The following is a 16,307-nucleotide window of genomic DNA, read 5'->3' as shown; positions in this document are numbered from 1 at the left end:
CCGCCTGCAGCTGAGCGCATCCAGTGGCGGCGGCCTGAAGCCCCGCTCTAGAGCTTCAGCAGGTTGACGTCCTCGACGTCGATGGACTCGCGGTTCTTGAAGAAGGCGATCATCAGCGCGAGACCGACTGCCGCCTCGGCGGCGGCCACGGTCATTACGAAGAAGACGAAGACCTGTCCGTCGATGTTGCCCAGGTGCCTGGAGAAGGCGATGAAGGTCAGGTTCACCGCGTTCAGCATCATCTCGATGCACATGAAGATGACGATGGCGTTCCTCTTGGTCAGGACCCCGATGGTCCCGATGGCGAAGAGTATGGCCGAAACTATCAGGTAATTTTCGATCGCTAGCATGTCAGTTCCCCTCGTAGCGTTAAATTTTCTTTTTGGCCAGGATGACTGCGCCGACGATCGCGGCCAGAAGCAGCACCGAGGTGATCTCGAACGGCAGCAGGAAGTCGGTGAAGAGCGCCTTGCCGATCAACTCGACGTGGCCGACACTCACGATCTGCTCCTTGGTCATGTCGCCCACCTTGCCGGTCATGGAACCCTTCATGAGGAACCAGATGGTCTGGAAGAGAACGAACAGGCCGATGGCGCTTCCGGCGATCACCGCGTGGGTGCCGCGCTTCACGGTCTCAACCCTCACGTTCAGGAGCATGATCACGAAGATGATCAGGACCATGATGGCGCCTGCGTACACGATCACCTGGGTGGCCGCCATGAAGGGGGCGTCCAGCATGACGTAGAAGGTCGCCAGGCAGAAGAAGGTCATCACCAGCGACAGCGCGCTGTTGATCGGGTTTTTGCAGGTGACCACGAGTATGCTGGAAATAACGGCCACCGCAGCCACGACGAGAAAGAAGATCGATTCCATTGCTGCTCCTTTATTTCTTTTCTAAGAGTCTGTCTTTGGTGTAGGTGAAGTCGGCGCGCGAGTAGTTGGCGAGTTCGAACTGTTCCGTCATCCGGATCGCGTCAACCGGGCACGCTTCCACACAGTAGCCGCAGAAGATGCAGCGCAGCATGTCGATTTCGTATTTGGCAGCATACTTGTCGTGGTTTGCGTCCTCGCCCGCCTCGACGGTGATGCACTTGGCCGGGCAGACGGTGGGGCAGAGGTAGCACGCAACGCACTTCGCCTTGTCATGGGAGACGTTCAGCGCGTGCAGTCCGCGGAAACCAGGCTTGACGTCAGGACGCTCGGTCGGGTACTGCAGGGTGACCGGCTTCTTGAACATATGTGAAATGGTGATCTGAAGACCTTTGATGAGCGGCATTATCATTTGCGGCACCTCGCCTAGAAGTTGTGTAGCTTGACTCTCTCTACTTGTTGATGAACATGACCCAGAGGCCGGTTGCCATCACGTTGACCAGGGTGAGCGGCAGGAACACCTTCCACCCGAGACGCATCAGCTGGTCGTAGCGGTAACGCGGGTAGGTGGCCCTGACCCACATGCAGACGAAGATCAGGAAGTACACCTTGGCGATGAACCAGAACCAGCCGGGGAGGAACGCCGGGCCGTGCCAGCCCCCCAGGAACAGGGTGGTGGTGACGGCGCAGACGGTGATCATGTTGGCGTATTCCGCCATGAAGAACATCGCGTACTTCATGGAGGAGTACTCGGTGCAGAAACCGGAGACCAGCTCCGTCTCCGCCTCGGGAAGGTCGAACGGGGTCCTGTTGATCTCGGCCAGCGAGCAGATGAAGAAGATCACGAAGGCCAGCGGCTGCTTGAAGGCGTACCAGGCGCCACCTGCCTGATCGGCTACGATCTTGTGCAGGGAGAGGCTCTCGGAGAGCATGAAGACCGAGATGATGGCGAGGCCGGCGGCGAGCTCGTAGGAGATCATCTGCGCCGCGGAGCGGAGCCCCCCAAGGAGCGAGTACTTGGAGTTGGAGGCCCAGCCGGCGAGCACGATGCCGTAGACGCCCAGGGAGGCCATGGCCAGGATGTAGAGGACGCCGACGTTGACGTCGAAGACCTGCTTGCCGGCCTGGTCGTAGTACGCCGCGATCTGCAGCGGTACCGTGTACCCCCCGATGGTCACGTTGTCACCGAAGGGGATGACCGCGAAGGAGATGAACGCCGGGATCAGGGCGACGAGGGGAGCGATCAGGAAGGCGAACTTGCTCGCCTGGGATGGAACGATCTCCTCTTTGAAGAACAGCTTGACGCCGTCCGCGATCGGCTGCAGCAGGCCGTGCCAGCCGGTCCTCATGGGACCCAGACGCACCTGCATGTGCCCGATGATCTTGCGCTCCGCGTAGGTGGCGTAGGCCACGGTAAGGAGCACGAAGACGAAAGCTACGAGCACTTTGGCAACCATGGCTATGTAGTACGCGACCGGCAGTCCTAAGATTAGCGTATCCATCTGATAGTCTTCCCCTCTTGTATAGATTTTCTAGCTGTCAGTTATTTCTTCGCGACGGTGACGTAGGTGACTTCCGAACCGTCGGTGATGGTGTTGACGCTTCCCTCACCGAAGTGGTACGGGGAGAAGACCACGCCCTGGGGCACCCTCTTGCCGACCTTGACGGCGACCTGCACCGCGCCGGTGCCGGAGGTCACGGTGACCTGGTCCCCTTCGCCGATCTTCAGGGCAGCCGCATCGGCGACGTTCAGTTCGGCGTAGGCATCCGGGCAGACGTACATGGGGCCTTCGCCGAAGCGGCTCATGGTGCCGCAGTGGTAGAGCGCGCTGCCGGTGACCAGGGCCAGCTTGCCGGCGGCCGGTGCGGCGGCCTTGGCTGCGACCGGGACCAGCTTGGCGGAAAGCGCCACCGGGTAGACCGCACCCTCGTCCTTGAGGCAGGCCTGGGTGAGCCCCTTGTAGGCCGGGACGGTGGCGGCGATCTCGGTGAAGACCTCCCCCTGGTTGTTGTAGCCAGCGCCGCCCAGAGCCTGGGAGATGGCGTTCAGGATCTCGAAGTCGCTCTTGGCGAGCCCCACAGCGGGAATCGCCTTCCTCACGTTCTGGACCCTGCGGCCCAGCGAGGTGAAGGTGCCGCTCTTCTCGGCGAAGGAGCAGGCGGGGAGGACCACGTCGGCCATTGCAGCGGTCTCGGTCAGGAAGAGATCGGAGACCACCATGAACTCGACGTTCTCGAGGGCCTTCTCGACCTTCTTGCGGTTCGGGTAGGAGACCACCGGGTTCTCACCGGCGACGAACAGGGTCTTCACGTTGCCGTTCGCGCAGCCGTCCAGGATGGCGGCGGCGTTGAGGCCGGTCCCTTTCGGGTAGATCCCCATGTCCACGGCGCCCTGGCTGTTGTTCTTCTCCCCCATGATCAGGAGACCGGCGCCTTCCTTGCCGACCTGGCCGGTGAGGATGGCGAGGTTCGCTGCCGCGTTGGCTAGCGCCGCGTTGTGGCCGGGGTAGCCCTGGCCGATCGGGAGGATGATGAGCGCCTTCTCGGCAGAGGCGAAATCCTTGGCGAGAGCGGCGATCTCTTCTGCGGTAACCCCAGCCTTCTCGGCGGAGGCGTCGGCGACGGCTGCCTTCAGTGCGTCGAGTCCGGCCACGCCTTCCACTGCCAGCCCCTGGTCGATGACCGACTTGCAGAGGGCGTTGAAGAGGGCGACTTCGCTTCCCGGCGCGTGGACGGTGGTCTTGGCGCCCGGCAGGCGGGTCAGCTTACCTTTCTTGTCGGAGACGATCCTGAGGGCGATCCCTTTCCTCTTCACGCCGAGGTTGATCTCGAAGCCGATGACCGGGTGGGTCTCGTAGGCGTCGCTCTTGACCACGAGGAGGAGTTTGGATTTCTGCACGTCGGCGATCTCGGCCGGGGATGCGGCCACTCCGAAGGAGGCGACGGCACCCTTGGTCAGCGCCTCGTGGGCGAAGCCGGCGGAGTGATCGATGTTGTCGGTGCCGACGGTGCCGCGGAAGAGCTTCTCGAACAGGAAGAGCTCCTCGTTGGTCAGGCGCGGGGTGGCGAGGGCCGCCACCGAAGCCGGGTCGCTCTTGCCGGCGGAAAGCCTGGAGGTCACTTCGGCGAGTGCCTCTTCCCAGGTGGCTTCCTGGAGCTTGCCGTTCTTGCGGATGAGCGGGGCGGTGAGGCGCTTGTCGGAGTTGACGAACTGGTAGCCGAAGCGGCCGCGGGTGCAGAGCTGGCCGTTATGGAAGCCCTGGTTCTCGTCGTAGATGGTGGTGAGCACCTTGCCGTCCTTGGAGCCCAGGGTCAGCTGGCAGCCGGTGCCGCAGTAGGAGCATACGCTCTTGGTCTTCTGCAGCGCCCACCAGCGAGCCTTGAACTTGAAGGGACGGGAGTTGAGGGCGCCGACCGGGCAGACCGAGACGCAGGAACCGCAGAACTCGCAGTTCAGGGGGCCGTCGAACTCGGTACCCATCTTCGCCTCGATACCGCGGTTGATGAAGGTGTAGGCACCGTAGGAAACGATCTCGTCGCAGATCCTCGCGCACTTGCCGCAGTGGATGCAGCGGTTCATGTCGCGCTCGATGAGCGGGTTCTCGTAGTCGATCTCGTGGTTGAACTTCTCATCCACGAACCGGTTCATGTTCACCTTGTACTCGTAGGTGAGGTTCTGCAGGTCGCAGTCGCCGGCGGCGTCGCAGACCGGGCAGTCGATCGGGTGCTTGAGGAGCAGAAGCTCCAGCACCAGCTTCCTGGCCTTGACGATCTCGTCGGTGGTGGTCTGCACGATCATCCCCTCGGTGACCGGGGTGGTGCAGGAGGGGATCAAGCGTCCCTTCATCTGCTCGACCTCGACCAGGCACATGCGGCAGCCACCGAACGGATGCAGTTTCTTGTCATGGCAAAGGATCGGTATCTTGATGCCACAAGCCTTGGCGGCGTCGTAAATGGTGGCGTCCTTTTCTACCGCAACCTGTTTTCCGTCTATCGTAAGATTTACCATCTCGACCTCTGTCTCCCTGAAATCGGTTCAACGTTCAATGATCAACGTTAAGGCGTTCGGCTCGTTCCGGGTCGGAACCCGGAACGTTGAACCGTTTTATTCAATGGCCATGAAGCGGCAGGCGTCGTAGCAGGACTTGCACTTGGTGCAGTTTTCCTTGATCAGCTCGGCGACCTCGCCCTTCTCCCACTTGATCGCGTTGGATGGGCAGGCCCTGAGGCAGGCGCCGCACTTGACGCACTTCTCGGGGACCACCTGCCAAAGGAGCAGTTCCTTGCAGGAGTTGGAGGGGCAGCGCTTGTCCTGGATGTGCGCCTCGTACTCGTGACGGAAGTACTTCACGGTGGAGAGGATCGGGTTCGGGGCCGTCTGGCCCAGACCGCACAGGGATGCCTTCTTGATGGTGGCGCCCATTTCCAGCAGGGTGTCGATGTCGGCCATCTCGCCGCGACCTTCGGTGATGCGCTCGAGGATGTCGAGCATCGCCTTCAGGCCGATACGGCAGGGAACGCACTTGCCGCAGGACTCCATCTTGGTGAAGGAGAGGAAGAAGCGGGCCACGTCGACCATGCAGGTGGTCTCGTCCATGACGACCAGACCGCCGGAGCCCATCATGGCGCCCGCCTTGATCAGCGAGTCGTAGTCAACCGGGGTGTCGAGCACCTCGGCCGGGATGCAGCCGCCGGAGGGGCCGCCGGCCTGGACGGCCTTGAACTTGCGGTTGTTGGCAATGCCGCCGCAGACCTGGTAGATAACGTCGCGCACGGACATACCGGCGGGAACCTCGACGAGGCCGGTGTGCTTCACCTTGCCGGTGACCGCGAAGATCTTGGTACCCTTGGTGGTGTCGGTGCCGAGACTTGCGTACCAGGCCGAGCCCTTGTTGATGATGTGGCGCACGTTGGCGAAGGTCTCAACGTTGTTGATGTTCGTCGGGAAGCCCCAGAGACCCTTGACCGCCGGGAACGGCGGACGGGGACGCGGCATGCCGCGCTCGCCCTCGATGGAGGCCATGAGTGCCGTTTCCTCGCCGCAGACGAAGGCGCCGGCGCCCTTCTTGATCCTCATGTCGAAGTCGAAGCCCCAACCCTGGATGTTCTTGCCCAGGTACCCCTTCTCGTAGCAGGTGTCGAGCGCCTTCTGGAGACGGTCGATGGCGAGCGGGTATTCGGCGCGGACGTAGACATAGCCTGCGTCACAGCCGATGGCGTAGGCCGCGATCATCATCCCCTCGATGACGCAGTACGGGTCGCCTTCGAGGATGGAGCGGTCCATGAACGCGCCCGGGTCGCCCTCGTCGGCGTTGCAGATGAGGTACTTGTGATTGCCCGGGGAAGCGGCGCAGAAGCTCCACTTCATGCCGGTCGGGAAGCCCCCGCCCCCACGGCCACGAAGCCCGGATTTCTTCACTTCGTCGATGACCTCGGCCGGCTTCATCTCCTTGACGCACTTCTCGATGGCCTTGAAGCCGTCCTCCTCGAGGTAGGCGTCCAGGCGCTCCGGGTCGATCTGGCCGCAGCCGGTCATGACCACGCGCATCTGCTGGTCGACGAAGGTGTTGTAGTAGGCCTTGGCCTTTTTCTTCTCGATGACTTCGTTGTTGACGATGTGCTGGTCGAGGATCGCCGCGACGTCCTCGGGTACCACGAAGTCGTAGGTGATCCGGCCCAGCTCAGGGGTGATGACGTCGACCAACACGTCGTTGGCGCACAGGCCGCGGCAGCCGGTCTTGACGACGTCGCAGCGCTTGCCGACCTGGGCCACGATCCCCTTCTCGGCGATCAGCCTGGTGAACTCGGCCTCGACCTGCTTGGCGCCGGCCGAGATGCCGCCGGTACCCTGACAGATAAGTATTTTGATTCCTGCGTTATCGCTCATGACAAAAGGTCCCCTGCTGAGAAATTGACGTCTCGGCTACTTCATCGGCCGCGCGTTGTAGGTTTCAATGATCTCGTCCACCTTCTGGACCGTCATCTTGCCGTAGGTGTCGTCGTTCACCATGGCCAAAGGAGCCATGCCACAGGCACCCAGGCACGCCACCTTCTCGAAGGTGTAGCGCAGGTCCTCGGTGGTCTCCGCGTGCCCGATGCCGAGGCGCCCGAAGAAGGTCTCGGTGATGCGCTCGGCCCCCTGCACGTGGCAGGCGGTGCCGACGCAGACCCTGATGATGAACTTGCCACGCGGCTTCAGGTGGAACTGGGCGTAGAAGGTGAGCACGCCGTAGATCTGGCTCGGGTAGACGTTCAGCCGCTCGGCGACCAGGTCGATGGTCGGCTTCGGGACGAACCCGTAAGCGTCCTGGATCCCCTGCAGAACCGGCATGAGGTTGCCCGGCAGCGTGAGGTACTTGTCGATGATTTCGTTGGCCTCGGTCAGATCGATTTCTTCGGCCGGAATTTCTTCGGCTGGAGCGTTAGACATTTACCCCATCTCCTTTACTTGTTGATTAAACTAACGGTCGATTTCGCCAAGTACGATGTCCAGCGTTCCGATGATGGCAACCAGGTCGGCCAGCATGGAGCCCTTGGCCATCTTCTCGATGGCGCCCAGGTTCACGAATGACGGCGGGCGGACCCTCATGCGGTACGGCATGTTGCCGCCGTCCGACACGATGTAGTAGCCGAGCTCCCCTTTCGGGTTCTCGACTGCCATGTAAACCTCGCCCTCGGGGACGGGGAAGCCCTCGGAAGCGATCTTGAAGTGGTGGATGAGACCCTCGATGGAGTTGTACACGCTCTCCTTCGGCGGGTAGCAGACCTGCGGCGCGTCGGCCAGGATCGGTCCGGGCTTCAGCTTCTTCAGGGCCTGGTCGATGATCTTCACCGACTCGCGCATCTCGACCAGACGGACCTTGTAGCGGTCGAAGGTGTCGCAGTTCTCGCCGACCGGTACCTTGAACTCAAAGTTCTCGTAGCCGGAATAGGGGAGGTCGCGACGGAGGTCGAAGTCGACGCCGGAGCCCCTGAGGGCCGGGCCGGAGATGCCGAAGTCGATGGCGTCCTCGGCGGAGATGACGCCGTTGCCGATGGTCCTCTGCAGCCAGATGGTGTTCTTGGTGAGGAGCCCCTCGTAGGTGTCGAAGTGACCCGGGAAGGTGTCGACGATCTCCTGGACCTTCTGCTCGAAGCCGGCCGGGAGGTCACGGGAGAGGCCGCCCACGCGGAAGTAGTTGGAGGTCATCCTGGCGCCGGAGACCATCTCGTAGAGGTCCATCACCAGCTCGCGCTCGCGGAAGGCGTAGAGGAACACGGTCATGGCGCCGATGTCGAGGGCGTGGCAGGCGATCCAGACCAGGTGGCTCTTAAGACGGGTGAGCTCGGCCATCATCACGCGCACCAGTTTCGCGCGCTCGGGGACGTCGATCCCCAGGAGCTTCTCGACGGCCAGCACGTAGCCCAGGTTGTTGTGCATCGGGGCCAGGTAGTCCATGCGGTCCGTGAGGGGCAGGGTCTGGTGGTAGGTGCGGTGCTCGGAGAGCTTCTCGATGCCCCGGTGCAGGTAGCCGATGTGAGGGGTGATCTTCTGTATCACCTCGCCGTCCAGCTCTACTACGAGCCTGAGAACGCCGTGGGTACTGGGGTGCTGGGGCCCCATGTTCAAAGTCATTATTTCGCTAGCCATTGATCGCCTCTATTTTTTGGAAATGGAAATCGTCCCTGGTTTCGAACTGGATCCGTCTTACGACAGACGCCCCTTGTACGGCTCGCGGTCGGGTCCCTGGAGCGGGTAGTCCTTCCTGAGCGGGTGCCCGACCCAGTCGTCGGTCATCAAGATGCGCACCAGGTTCGGGTGGTTCTTGAACTCGATGCCGAACAGGTCGTACGCCTCGCGCTCCAGCCAGTTGGCCGTGTTCCAGAGCGCGGTGGCGGAATCGATGGAGCAGTCCGCCTCGGTCACCGGCGCCTTAACCCTGACGCGGTCCTTGTTGGGGATGGAGAGGAGGTGGTAGACCACCATGAAACGCGGCTCCTGACCCAGATAGTCGACGGCGGTGACGTCGGACAAGAAGTTGTAGCGCAGGTCGTCCCTCAGGTACTTCAGTACCTCGAGGATGCTCTCCTTCTTCACGGTCACCGTCACCTCGCCGCGATGCTCCTTGTATTCGAGCAGGGCATCCGCGAAACGCTCCTTCAGCTTCACTACAGCGCGATTATTTTCTGCCATGTCAGCCTTACCTTTCCCTTTGGTCGTTGTAGATTAAGCGGCGGGTTCGAGTCTTTCGCCCAAGCCGATGGAAGAACCGAAGGAGTTCTTCTCGTTGGCGATCTTGTCCTGGAGCTTCATGAGGCCGTAGAGAAGGGCCTCAGGCCGCGGCGGGCAGCCCGGGATGTAGACGTCGACCGGAAGGGCCTCGTCGATGCCCTGGACGACGGAGTAGGTGTCGAAGATCCCGCCCGAGCAGGCGCAGGCGCCCATGGCGACCACCCACTTCGGTTCCGGCATCTGCTCGTACACGGTCTTGATGACCGGGAGCATCTTCTTGGTGACGGTGCCGGCGATGATGATGCAGTCCGCCTGGCGCGGGGAGGCGCGGAAGATGATACCGAAACGGTCCAGGTCGTGCTTGGCCGCACCGGTCGCCATCATCTCGATCGCGCAGCAGGCAAGACCAAAGGTCATCGGCCAGATGGAGGACTTCCGAGCCCAGTTAACCAGGCTGTCCAGGGAAGTCGTGATGATGTTGTCGCCCAGCGGCTGAGTTACTCCCATTCCAGTGCTCCTTTTTTCCAAACGTAGATGTAGCCTACGAAGAGTATGACGATGAACAGACCCATCTCGACCAGGCCGAACATGCCCAGGCGCTTGAAGAGGACGGCCCAGGGGTACATGAAGACGGCCTCGATATCGAACAGGATGAAGAGCATCGCGATCAGGTAGAACTTGATCGAGAAGCGCTCGCGTGCGCTGCCGACCGGCTCGCAACCGCACTCGTAAGGTGCAAGCTTTACCTGAGACGGCTTCTTCTGGCCGATGAGCGATGAAAAGATCACCGAGCCCAGACCGAACAAGCACGCTATGACGACCAGCACCAAGATTGGCAGATATGCACCAAGCATCCCTTATCCTCCCGTACCACCAGGTTTGTTGTTAATTTCTTTCAAAACGCGCGGAAATGCCGTATACTGCACGCTTCTCGACCAACAAGCCCCGCTGCTTCCGACAGTTAGCAAGCGCTGCGCCTTCGAAAAAGTATACTGTATACAACATTGCGACCGAAAATTATTTCATTTCACCATCTTTGTCAAGCAGAAATTATCCAATTATCCTCGAACCGTTTACAGAACCACGTATACTTTTTCTCAAATTGTATTACACCCTTAGGCCTTCCCCCCGCTTGAGCCTCCGTGCCCCCCTCCGGCCGTATACGAGAAAACTTTTTAATTCTTGACAGAATATCCGCCGCTATGCTACCAGAGACCCCGATAGTTAATAATTTCCAGCCAGTTAGGAGAACCCAGTCATGCAAAACAGCCGTTCCTCGCAACTCTTTCAGCAGGCGCTCAAATCCATCCCCGGCGGGGTCAACTCCCCCGTGCGTGCCTTCCGCTCGGTAGGCTCCGATCCGCTGTTCATAAAGAGCGCTGCCGGCCCCATGATTTTCGACGAGGACGGCAACGGCTACATCGACTACGTGGGTTCCTGGGGGCCGATGATCGTCGGGCACTGCCACCCGAAGGTGGTCGAGGCGATCAAGAAGGCCGCCGAGAGCGGCGCTTCCTTCGGCGCTCCGACCGAGCTTGAGATCACCCTGGCCGAGATGGTGATCAAGGCGGTTCCCTCCATCGAGATGGTGCGCATGGTGAGCTCCGGGACCGAGGCGACCATGAGCGCGATCAGGCTCTCCCGCGGCTACACCGGCCGTGACAACATCCTCAAGTTCTCCGGCTGCTACCACGGCCACTCCGATTCCCTGCTGGTGAAGGCGGGCTCCGGTCTCGCCACCTTCGGCGTGCCCGACTCCCCGGGCGTTCCGGCCGACCTCGCCAAGCACACCCTGACCGCTACCTACAACGACCTCGACTCCGTGCGCGCGCTGGTGGCAGCCAACAAGGGGACCATCGCCTGCGTCATCGTCGAGCCGGTGGCGGGCAACATGGGTACCGTTCCGCCGCAGGAAGGTTTCCTCGAGGGGCTGAGGGAGATCTGCACCGAGGAAGGGATCGTTCTGATCTTCGACGAGGTCATGTCCGGCTTCAGGGTCGCCTACGGCGGGGCCCAGGAGCGTTTCGGCATCACCCCGGACCTCACCACCCTGGGCAAGATCATCGGCGGCGGCCTGCCGGTGGGCGCCTTCGGCGGCAAGAAGGAAATCATGTCCCAGCTCTCCCCCGCGGGCGGCGTCTACCAGGCGGGAACCCTCTCCGGCAACCCGCTGGCCATGACCGCCGGCATCGAGACCCTGAAGCTTCTGCAGGAGCCGGGCTTCTACGAGAAACTGGAGGAGAAGAGCAAGTTCGTGGCCGAGGGTATCGCCAAGGCCGCCAAGGACGCCGGTTTCCCGCTCTACTCCACCCGCGTCGGCTCCATGTTCTGCGGCTTCTTCTCCAAGGAGCCGGTGTACAACTGGGACAGCGCCGCCAAGTGCGACACCAAGGCGTTCGCCACCTACTTCCGCGGCATGCTCGAGGAAGGGATCTACCTCGCCTGCTCGCAGTTCGAGACCGCCTTCGTGGGGGCGTCGCACACCGAGAAGGACCTGGAGAAGACCATCGCCGCCGCGGCCAAATGCTTCAAGGCCCTCTAGGCCTGGCTTCCCGCTGCACACAAACAAAAAAGGCGCCCGCGTTTATCGCGGGCGCCTTTTTTCATGGTTGATCCCAGCGCGTTGTCGGTTAGCCAAAGTCCTTGCGGGAGGGGACTAGTGGGTGGGGGTAGATGCGGACATTGGTGCTAATGGCAACTTCCCCTCCCTGCCTTCAAGTTTCAACCCTAAGGCAGAGGCAGAAAGGCTGGATTTTTAACGCAATGACGCAAAGACGCTAAGAGAAACGAAACACAATCGGTTGCCCCATAATCTTTGCGCCTTTGCGGCTTTGCGTTAATAAAGCCTTCAGGTTTCAACCCAAAGGCTAATGGCGAAAAGACGGGATTTGAACGCAATGGCGCAAAGACGCAAAGAGAAACGAAACACAATTGAGTTGCCCATAATCTTTTGCGTCTTTGCGGCTGCCCTCCAGTCAAGGGAGGGGGAGAGCAGGCACAGGGGGTGATCCTGAACTGGCGGGAGCCTAGACCGAGACGAGCCGCCTGCGCAGGGCGATCATCTCCAGGCTCAGTTCCGCCATCACCGCTACGCGCTGCAGTTCGAAGGCGCCTCCCCCGAGGCGTCCGTGGCTGTCGTGCGCACAGATCACCGCTGCGACCTGCCCCCCGAGCTTCAACGGCACGAGGAGCGCAGGCGCCGGCAGCTCCCCCCCCATGGCCTGCAGCAGCGCCCCCTCGGCCCCGGCGCAGACTTCTCCCAGGAACATGTCCCGCTCCTGCACCACGCGCTGCAAGTGGGGCGCCTCCTCCAGGGGCCGGGCGTAGCCGCTGAACCCCGGCACAGGCTCGCCGGAGGCCACCGCCTGGACCCCGAACAGGCTTCCGTTTTTCAACTTGACCAGCGCCCCCCTATCGAACTCCCCGGCGACATAGGCAAGGAGCGCCTGGACCGCTTCCTGTTCCACCGAGGCTTGAGCCAGCCGGTCCGCCAACTCGGGTAGAGAGACGCGCTCCGGCGGGCCAGCCTCGCCGTTGCCCCCTGTCCACTCGCTTTCCAGCACCGCTGCGTGCTGGTCCGGAGGGGCGAACCTGGACCTGATGCCCCCCTGGACGGGAATGTAGCGTACCGGGCGCTTGATCCCGTAGTAGCGCTCGAGGGCGATGCTCAAGCGCAGCTCGGAGCAGACGCGCGGGATGATCACCAGCCCCGTGATAAACCCGATCTCGTCGATGGCCTTGAAATCCGACGGGTCCGCCATGGCGACCATCAAGCGTTTGCCGTCCAGCGAAACCGGCAGCGCACGGTAACGCTCCGCGAGTTCCAGCGGCAGCAGTTCCAGCAGGCTTTGCGGGACCTCAGCCAGCAGGTCGTGATCCACGCACGGAACGCCGAGCTGCTCGCTCAAGACCCGCGCCAGTTGGTCCTCCTCCACCAGCCCCATCTCCACCAAGTTGGTACCAAGCCTGCCACCGTAGATGGCCTGGGCGTTCAGCACCTGTTCCAGTTGGAACGCGTCCAACGCGCCTATCTTCATCAACATCTCGCCGAGCCGTGCCGCCATGTTGCACCTCCTCCCGGCGCCGGAATTACCGCGCGCCACAGGGGACAGCAGGATGACGTTTCCGAATGAATGATTAGACAACGCCAATCATTCTACCGGGCCGGCCTCAAGCTGCAATGCAGAGATGGCGGAAGATGCACGCACGGCAAAATCCCCCCTGTCCCCCCTTTGCAAAAGGGGGGAATGTAATAGCGTGGTCTCACCCGTTGAGGCAACACACTCCTGACCCCTTCGCAAAGGGGAACGCGGTCATGGACGGCGCTGGTGGCGAAGCTTAAATCTGTGCTCCCCTGGAATTCCGTGTGAACAAAAAAGGCGCCACCGAGTCCGGTGACGCCCTACATGTAGCACTATCTCCTCCCGGGCCGCGCCCGGGATGGGAGGATGAAGGTTACGCGCTCTGTATCTTCCTGCGCAGCGAGAGCATCTCCAGGCTGAGTTCGGCCATCACCCCCACCCGCTGCAACTCGAAAGCGCTGCCGCCGAGCCTTCCCTTGCTGTCGCTTGCACAAATAACTCCGACGACATGCTCCCCCAGGGAGACGGGGAGGAGCAGGGCCGGAGCGGGAAGCTTCCCACCCATGGCGCGAACGAGGCTCCCCTCGGCGTCGCCGGTCGCGAACTCGCAGAGCACCAGCCCCTTTTCCTGGACCATGCGCTGCAGATGGGCCATTTTCCCGATTTCCACCTCGAAGCCTGAGAAACCCTCCACCGGAACGCCATCGGCAACAGCCTGTACCCCGACCGCCGTTCCGGACTTGAGACGCAGGAACCCGCCCCGGTCGAACTCACCGCCGATGTAGCCGACAAGAGCCTGCACCACTTCCTTCTCGCTGACGGCTGCCGACATGGTGCCCGCCAGGTCCTTGACGGTGATCCGGTCCGCGAATACCGGCTCTCCAACCGGCACAAGCTCCCGGTTTTCCAGCGGGTTTGCGAATCCGGCCTCGTCCCCCTCCGCTTCAAAACGTGTCCTCAATCCCCCTTCGACCTTAATGAAGCGGGTGGGGCGGGTGATGCGGTAGAACCTTTCCAGGGCCACGTTGAGCCTGAGCTCCGGGCAGATCCTGGGCTTGATCACCAGCCCGGTGACGAAGCCGATCTCCTCCAGCGCCTTGAAGTCATGAGGGTTCACCATGGCAAGGGTGAGCCGCTTTCCCTCGATGGCGAGCGGTACCACCCGGTAGCGCTGTACCAACTCGAACGGAACCAGGCGCAGCACCTGGTCGGGGATGGTGCTCAACTCCGCCGGTTCCACGCAGGGGGCCCCTACCTGCTCGCTCAGCACATGGGCCAGCTCCTCCTCCGCGACCAGCCCCATCTCGACCAGGTTGGTGCCGAGCCTTCCGCCGTAGATGGCCTGGGCGTGCAGCACCTGGTCCAGTTGAGCTTTGGTAAGCGCCCCGACTTTAAGCAACATCTCGCCAAGTTTCACCGACATCGGTTACCTCCTTGAGGCCTACGATCCTGGTTCAAAAGTGTGTCCGCTGGAACAGCAAAGTTGGCACATTCTACTTAACGCAGATTGAGGAATCAACGAACTTCTGCATGGACTGACAGAAAAGTAAACCGGCTCCGCCTTGTCAAACTGGGGTCGGGACTAGTTGGCAGCGCCACCAGCATGCTGTTACAATGACTGAGGCGGGCAAGGCAATGCCCAGTTGGCGGACGGAATCCGCGATAAATCGTTATTTTTGTTGAGGCGTGTCTTGGAAATTAATTGACATTAGCCCCGGGGACGTGCTATTTAGCCTTGGTTTTCTACCCGTGATTTGTATACGGGAAAGAGGACACACAGTCATGGATGAGGAAAAAAAGAACCTGCTCAGGACACTGGGCATGATCTCCACCATGGGGATCTCCTTCGCGGTGGCGATTGCCATCGGCGTGTTCGTCGGGTTGAAACTGGACCACTGGCTCGGGACAGACCCGTGGTTTTTCTTCATTTTCCTCTTCTTCGGCATTGCGGCAGGCTTCCGCAATATCTTCATATTAGCGGGCAAAGAACTGCGCGATGGCGGAGACAAGGATAAACGAGAGTAACATCTTCTCCTGGCTGGTCCGGGGGAGCCTGCTGCTGAGCGCCGTACTCGGCGCGGCGGGCGCGCTGCTGTTCTCCCCGAGGTTCGGCGCTTCGCTGTTCGTGGGGGGCTTGCTGGCCCTGGCCAACTTCTTCTGGATCCGGGCCGGGCTGGAAGCGGCACTCAGGCTGCAGCCGCGCAACGCATCGCGCTTCGCGATCATGCGCTACGTGTTACGGCTGGCCATCATGGCGGCCTTTTTGTACCTTTTGATCGTAGTCCTGAAGGCCGACATCTTCGGCCTGGTGATCGGACTCTCGGTCCTTGTTCTGAACATAATCGCTTTTTCGATATATCTGTCGACCCGTAAAGGAGGCTAGCTGCAATGGTTCATCCCTTTTTATTCCTTCAGTTTTTCCGTGAGTTGCTGCACCCCCTCGGTTTTTCCGAGGCCAGCGCTGACGCCGTCGTTTACACCTGGCTCATCATGATCGGCCTGGTGCTCTTCTCCATCGTGGCCACCAAGAGGCTGCAGGCGGTTCCTTCCGGCGCGCAGAACTTCATGGAAGTCATCGTGGGGGGCATCGAGAACATGCTGGTGGAGACCATGGGCGAGCACGGCCGTCCGTTCTTCCCGCTGGTCGCGACCCTGGCGCTGTTCATCCTGGTGTCCAACCTGATCGGCCTGATCCCGGGCTTCTTCCCGCCGACCGCGAACATCAACACCACCGCGGCCTGCGCTGTCGTCGTCTTCATCACCACCCACATCGTGGGCGTGAAGGAGCATGGCGCCGGTTACATCAAGCACTTCCTGGGTCCCATCGCCTGGCTGGCCCCGATGATGTTCTTCATCGAAGTGATCGGCCACCTGAGCCGCGTCATCTCGCTGACCCTGCGTCTCTTCGGTAACATGAACGGCCACGAGCTGGTCCTGATCATCTTCTTCGGCCTGGCTCCCTTCCTGGTGCCGCTGCCGATGATGCTGATGGGCGTGCTGGTTTCCTTCATCCAGGCCTTCGTGTTCATGCTCCTGGCCATGATCTACATCCAGGGCTCGCTGGAGCACGCACACTAAGAGGCCGTTGAGAGGCGGTTCCAGGTTCTACGTTAGAATCCGGGGCCTCTCAGCTTAGAACACTG

17 protein-coding genes are annotated in these 16,307 nt (G+C 61.3%); 4 read left to right on the top strand and 13 right to left on the bottom strand.

Features of this window, described 5'->3' with window-relative positions:
* Window positions 1-47: 47 nt before the first annotated feature.
* The 11 genes from nuoK to KP001_RS17370 form a co-directional block, all read right to left on the bottom strand.
* The gene (gene nuoK / locus KP001_RS17420) at window positions 48-350 is read right to left on the bottom strand and encodes an NADH-quinone oxidoreductase subunit NuoK (RefSeq protein ID WP_183343823.1); all 303 of its coding nucleotides are present in this window, start codon (window positions 348-350) and stop codon (window positions 48-50) included.
* A gap of 19 nt (window positions 351-369) precedes the next feature.
* On the bottom strand, window positions 370-873 hold the full coding sequence (locus KP001_RS17415) for an NADH-quinone oxidoreductase subunit J (RefSeq protein ID WP_217286829.1): 504 nt from the start codon (window positions 871-873) through the stop codon (window positions 370-372).
* Between the two features lie 10 nt (window positions 874-883).
* A complete protein-coding gene (gene nuoI, locus KP001_RS17410; RefSeq protein ID WP_129124942.1) occupies window positions 884-1,282 on the bottom strand; it encodes an NADH-quinone oxidoreductase subunit NuoI in 399 nt (132 codons plus the stop codon).
* A 40-nt stretch (window positions 1,283-1,322) separates the two neighbouring features.
* The gene (gene nuoH, locus KP001_RS17405) at window positions 1,323-2,372 is read right to left on the bottom strand and encodes an NADH-quinone oxidoreductase subunit NuoH (protein ID WP_217286828.1); all 1,050 of its coding nucleotides are present in this window, start codon (window positions 2,370-2,372) and stop codon (window positions 1,323-1,325) included.
* Window positions 2,373-2,413: 41 nt separating this feature from the next.
* Window positions 2,414-4,879: a molybdopterin-dependent oxidoreductase gene (locus tag KP001_RS17400; protein ID WP_217286827.1), complete on the bottom strand. Its 2,466-nt coding sequence runs from the start codon at window positions 4,877-4,879 to the stop codon at window positions 2,414-2,416.
* A gap of 96 nt (window positions 4,880-4,975) precedes the next feature.
* Complete coding sequence (gene nuoF / locus KP001_RS17395; RefSeq protein WP_217286826.1) at window positions 4,976-6,757, bottom strand: NADH-quinone oxidoreductase subunit NuoF; 1,782 nt, start codon at window positions 6,755-6,757, stop codon at window positions 4,976-4,978.
* A 36-nt stretch (window positions 6,758-6,793) separates the two neighbouring features.
* Window positions 6,794-7,300 carry an NADH-quinone oxidoreductase subunit NuoE gene (gene nuoE / locus KP001_RS17390; RefSeq protein ID WP_216508826.1) on the bottom strand — a complete coding sequence of 169 codons (507 nt, stop codon included), beginning with the start codon at window positions 7,298-7,300 and terminating at the stop codon, window positions 6,794-6,796.
* Between the two features lie 30 nt (window positions 7,301-7,330).
* Complete coding sequence (gene nuoD / locus KP001_RS17385) at window positions 7,331-8,500, bottom strand: NADH dehydrogenase (quinone) subunit D (RefSeq protein ID WP_217286825.1); 1,170 nt, start codon at window positions 8,498-8,500, stop codon at window positions 7,331-7,333.
* A gap of 57 nt (window positions 8,501-8,557) precedes the next feature.
* Window positions 8,558-9,043, bottom strand: coding sequence for an NADH-quinone oxidoreductase subunit C (locus tag KP001_RS17380; RefSeq protein WP_217286824.1), 486 nt, complete (start codon window positions 9,041-9,043; stop codon window positions 8,558-8,560).
* 33 nt (window positions 9,044-9,076) lie between these two features.
* Window positions 9,077-9,589 carry an NADH-quinone oxidoreductase subunit B gene (locus KP001_RS17375; protein WP_217286823.1) on the bottom strand — a complete coding sequence of 171 codons (513 nt, stop codon included), beginning with the start codon at window positions 9,587-9,589 and terminating at the stop codon, window positions 9,077-9,079.
* Entirely contained in the window at window positions 9,580-9,936 is a 357-nt protein-coding gene (locus KP001_RS17370) for an NADH-quinone oxidoreductase subunit A (protein ID WP_183343843.1), read from the bottom strand. The genes KP001_RS17375 and KP001_RS17370 overlap by 10 nt, the downstream gene beginning before the upstream one ends.
* 404 nt (window positions 9,937-10,340) lie before the next feature.
* Here KP001_RS17370 and hemL point away from each other — a divergent pair, with 404 nt between their 5' ends.
* Window positions 10,341-11,624, top strand: coding sequence for a glutamate-1-semialdehyde 2,1-aminomutase (gene hemL / locus KP001_RS17365; protein ID WP_216508831.1), 1,284 nt, complete (start codon window positions 10,341-10,343; stop codon window positions 11,622-11,624).
* A gap of 484 nt (window positions 11,625-12,108) precedes the next feature.
* Here hemL and KP001_RS17360 read toward each other — a convergent pair whose 3' ends face one another.
* The gene (locus KP001_RS17360; RefSeq protein ID WP_217286822.1) at window positions 12,109-13,146 is read right to left on the bottom strand and encodes a GspE/PulE/PilB domain-containing protein; all 1,038 of its coding nucleotides are present in this window, start codon (window positions 13,144-13,146) and stop codon (window positions 12,109-12,111) included.
* 391 nt (window positions 13,147-13,537) lie between these two features.
* Complete coding sequence (locus KP001_RS17355; protein ID WP_217286821.1) at window positions 13,538-14,587, bottom strand: GspE/PulE/PilB domain-containing protein; 1,050 nt, start codon at window positions 14,585-14,587, stop codon at window positions 13,538-13,540.
* Between the two features lie 359 nt (window positions 14,588-14,946).
* On the opposite strand from KP001_RS17355, the gene KP001_RS17350 reads away from it, so the two are divergent.
* The 3 genes from KP001_RS17350 to atpB are packed head-to-tail and all read left to right on the top strand — an operon-like array spanning window position 14,947 to window position 16,242.
* A complete protein-coding gene (locus KP001_RS17350; RefSeq protein WP_216508834.1) occupies window positions 14,947-15,189 on the top strand; it encodes an AtpZ/AtpI family protein in 243 nt (80 codons plus the stop codon).
* On the top strand, window positions 15,161-15,547 hold the full coding sequence (locus KP001_RS17345) for an ATP synthase subunit I (RefSeq protein WP_217286820.1): 387 nt from the start codon (window positions 15,161-15,163) through the stop codon (window positions 15,545-15,547). Before KP001_RS17350 ends, KP001_RS17345 begins: the two co-directional genes overlap by 29 nt.
* Window positions 15,548-15,552: 5 nt before the next feature.
* Window positions 15,553-16,242 (top strand): F0F1 ATP synthase subunit A, encoded by a 690-nt coding sequence (gene atpB / locus KP001_RS17340; RefSeq protein ID WP_217286819.1) that lies wholly within the window; start codon window positions 15,553-15,555, stop codon window positions 16,240-16,242.
* The last annotated feature ends 65 nt before the right edge of the window (window positions 16,243-16,307 follow it).

The sequence above is a fragment of the Geomonas subterranea genome (assembly GCF_019063845.1).
Taxonomy (GTDB): Bacteria; Desulfobacterota; Desulfuromonadia; order Geobacterales; family Geobacteraceae; genus Geomonas; species Geomonas subterranea.
The sequence above is the reverse complement of the archived record's forward strand: the minus strand, read 5'-3'. Positions and strand labels throughout refer to the sequence as shown.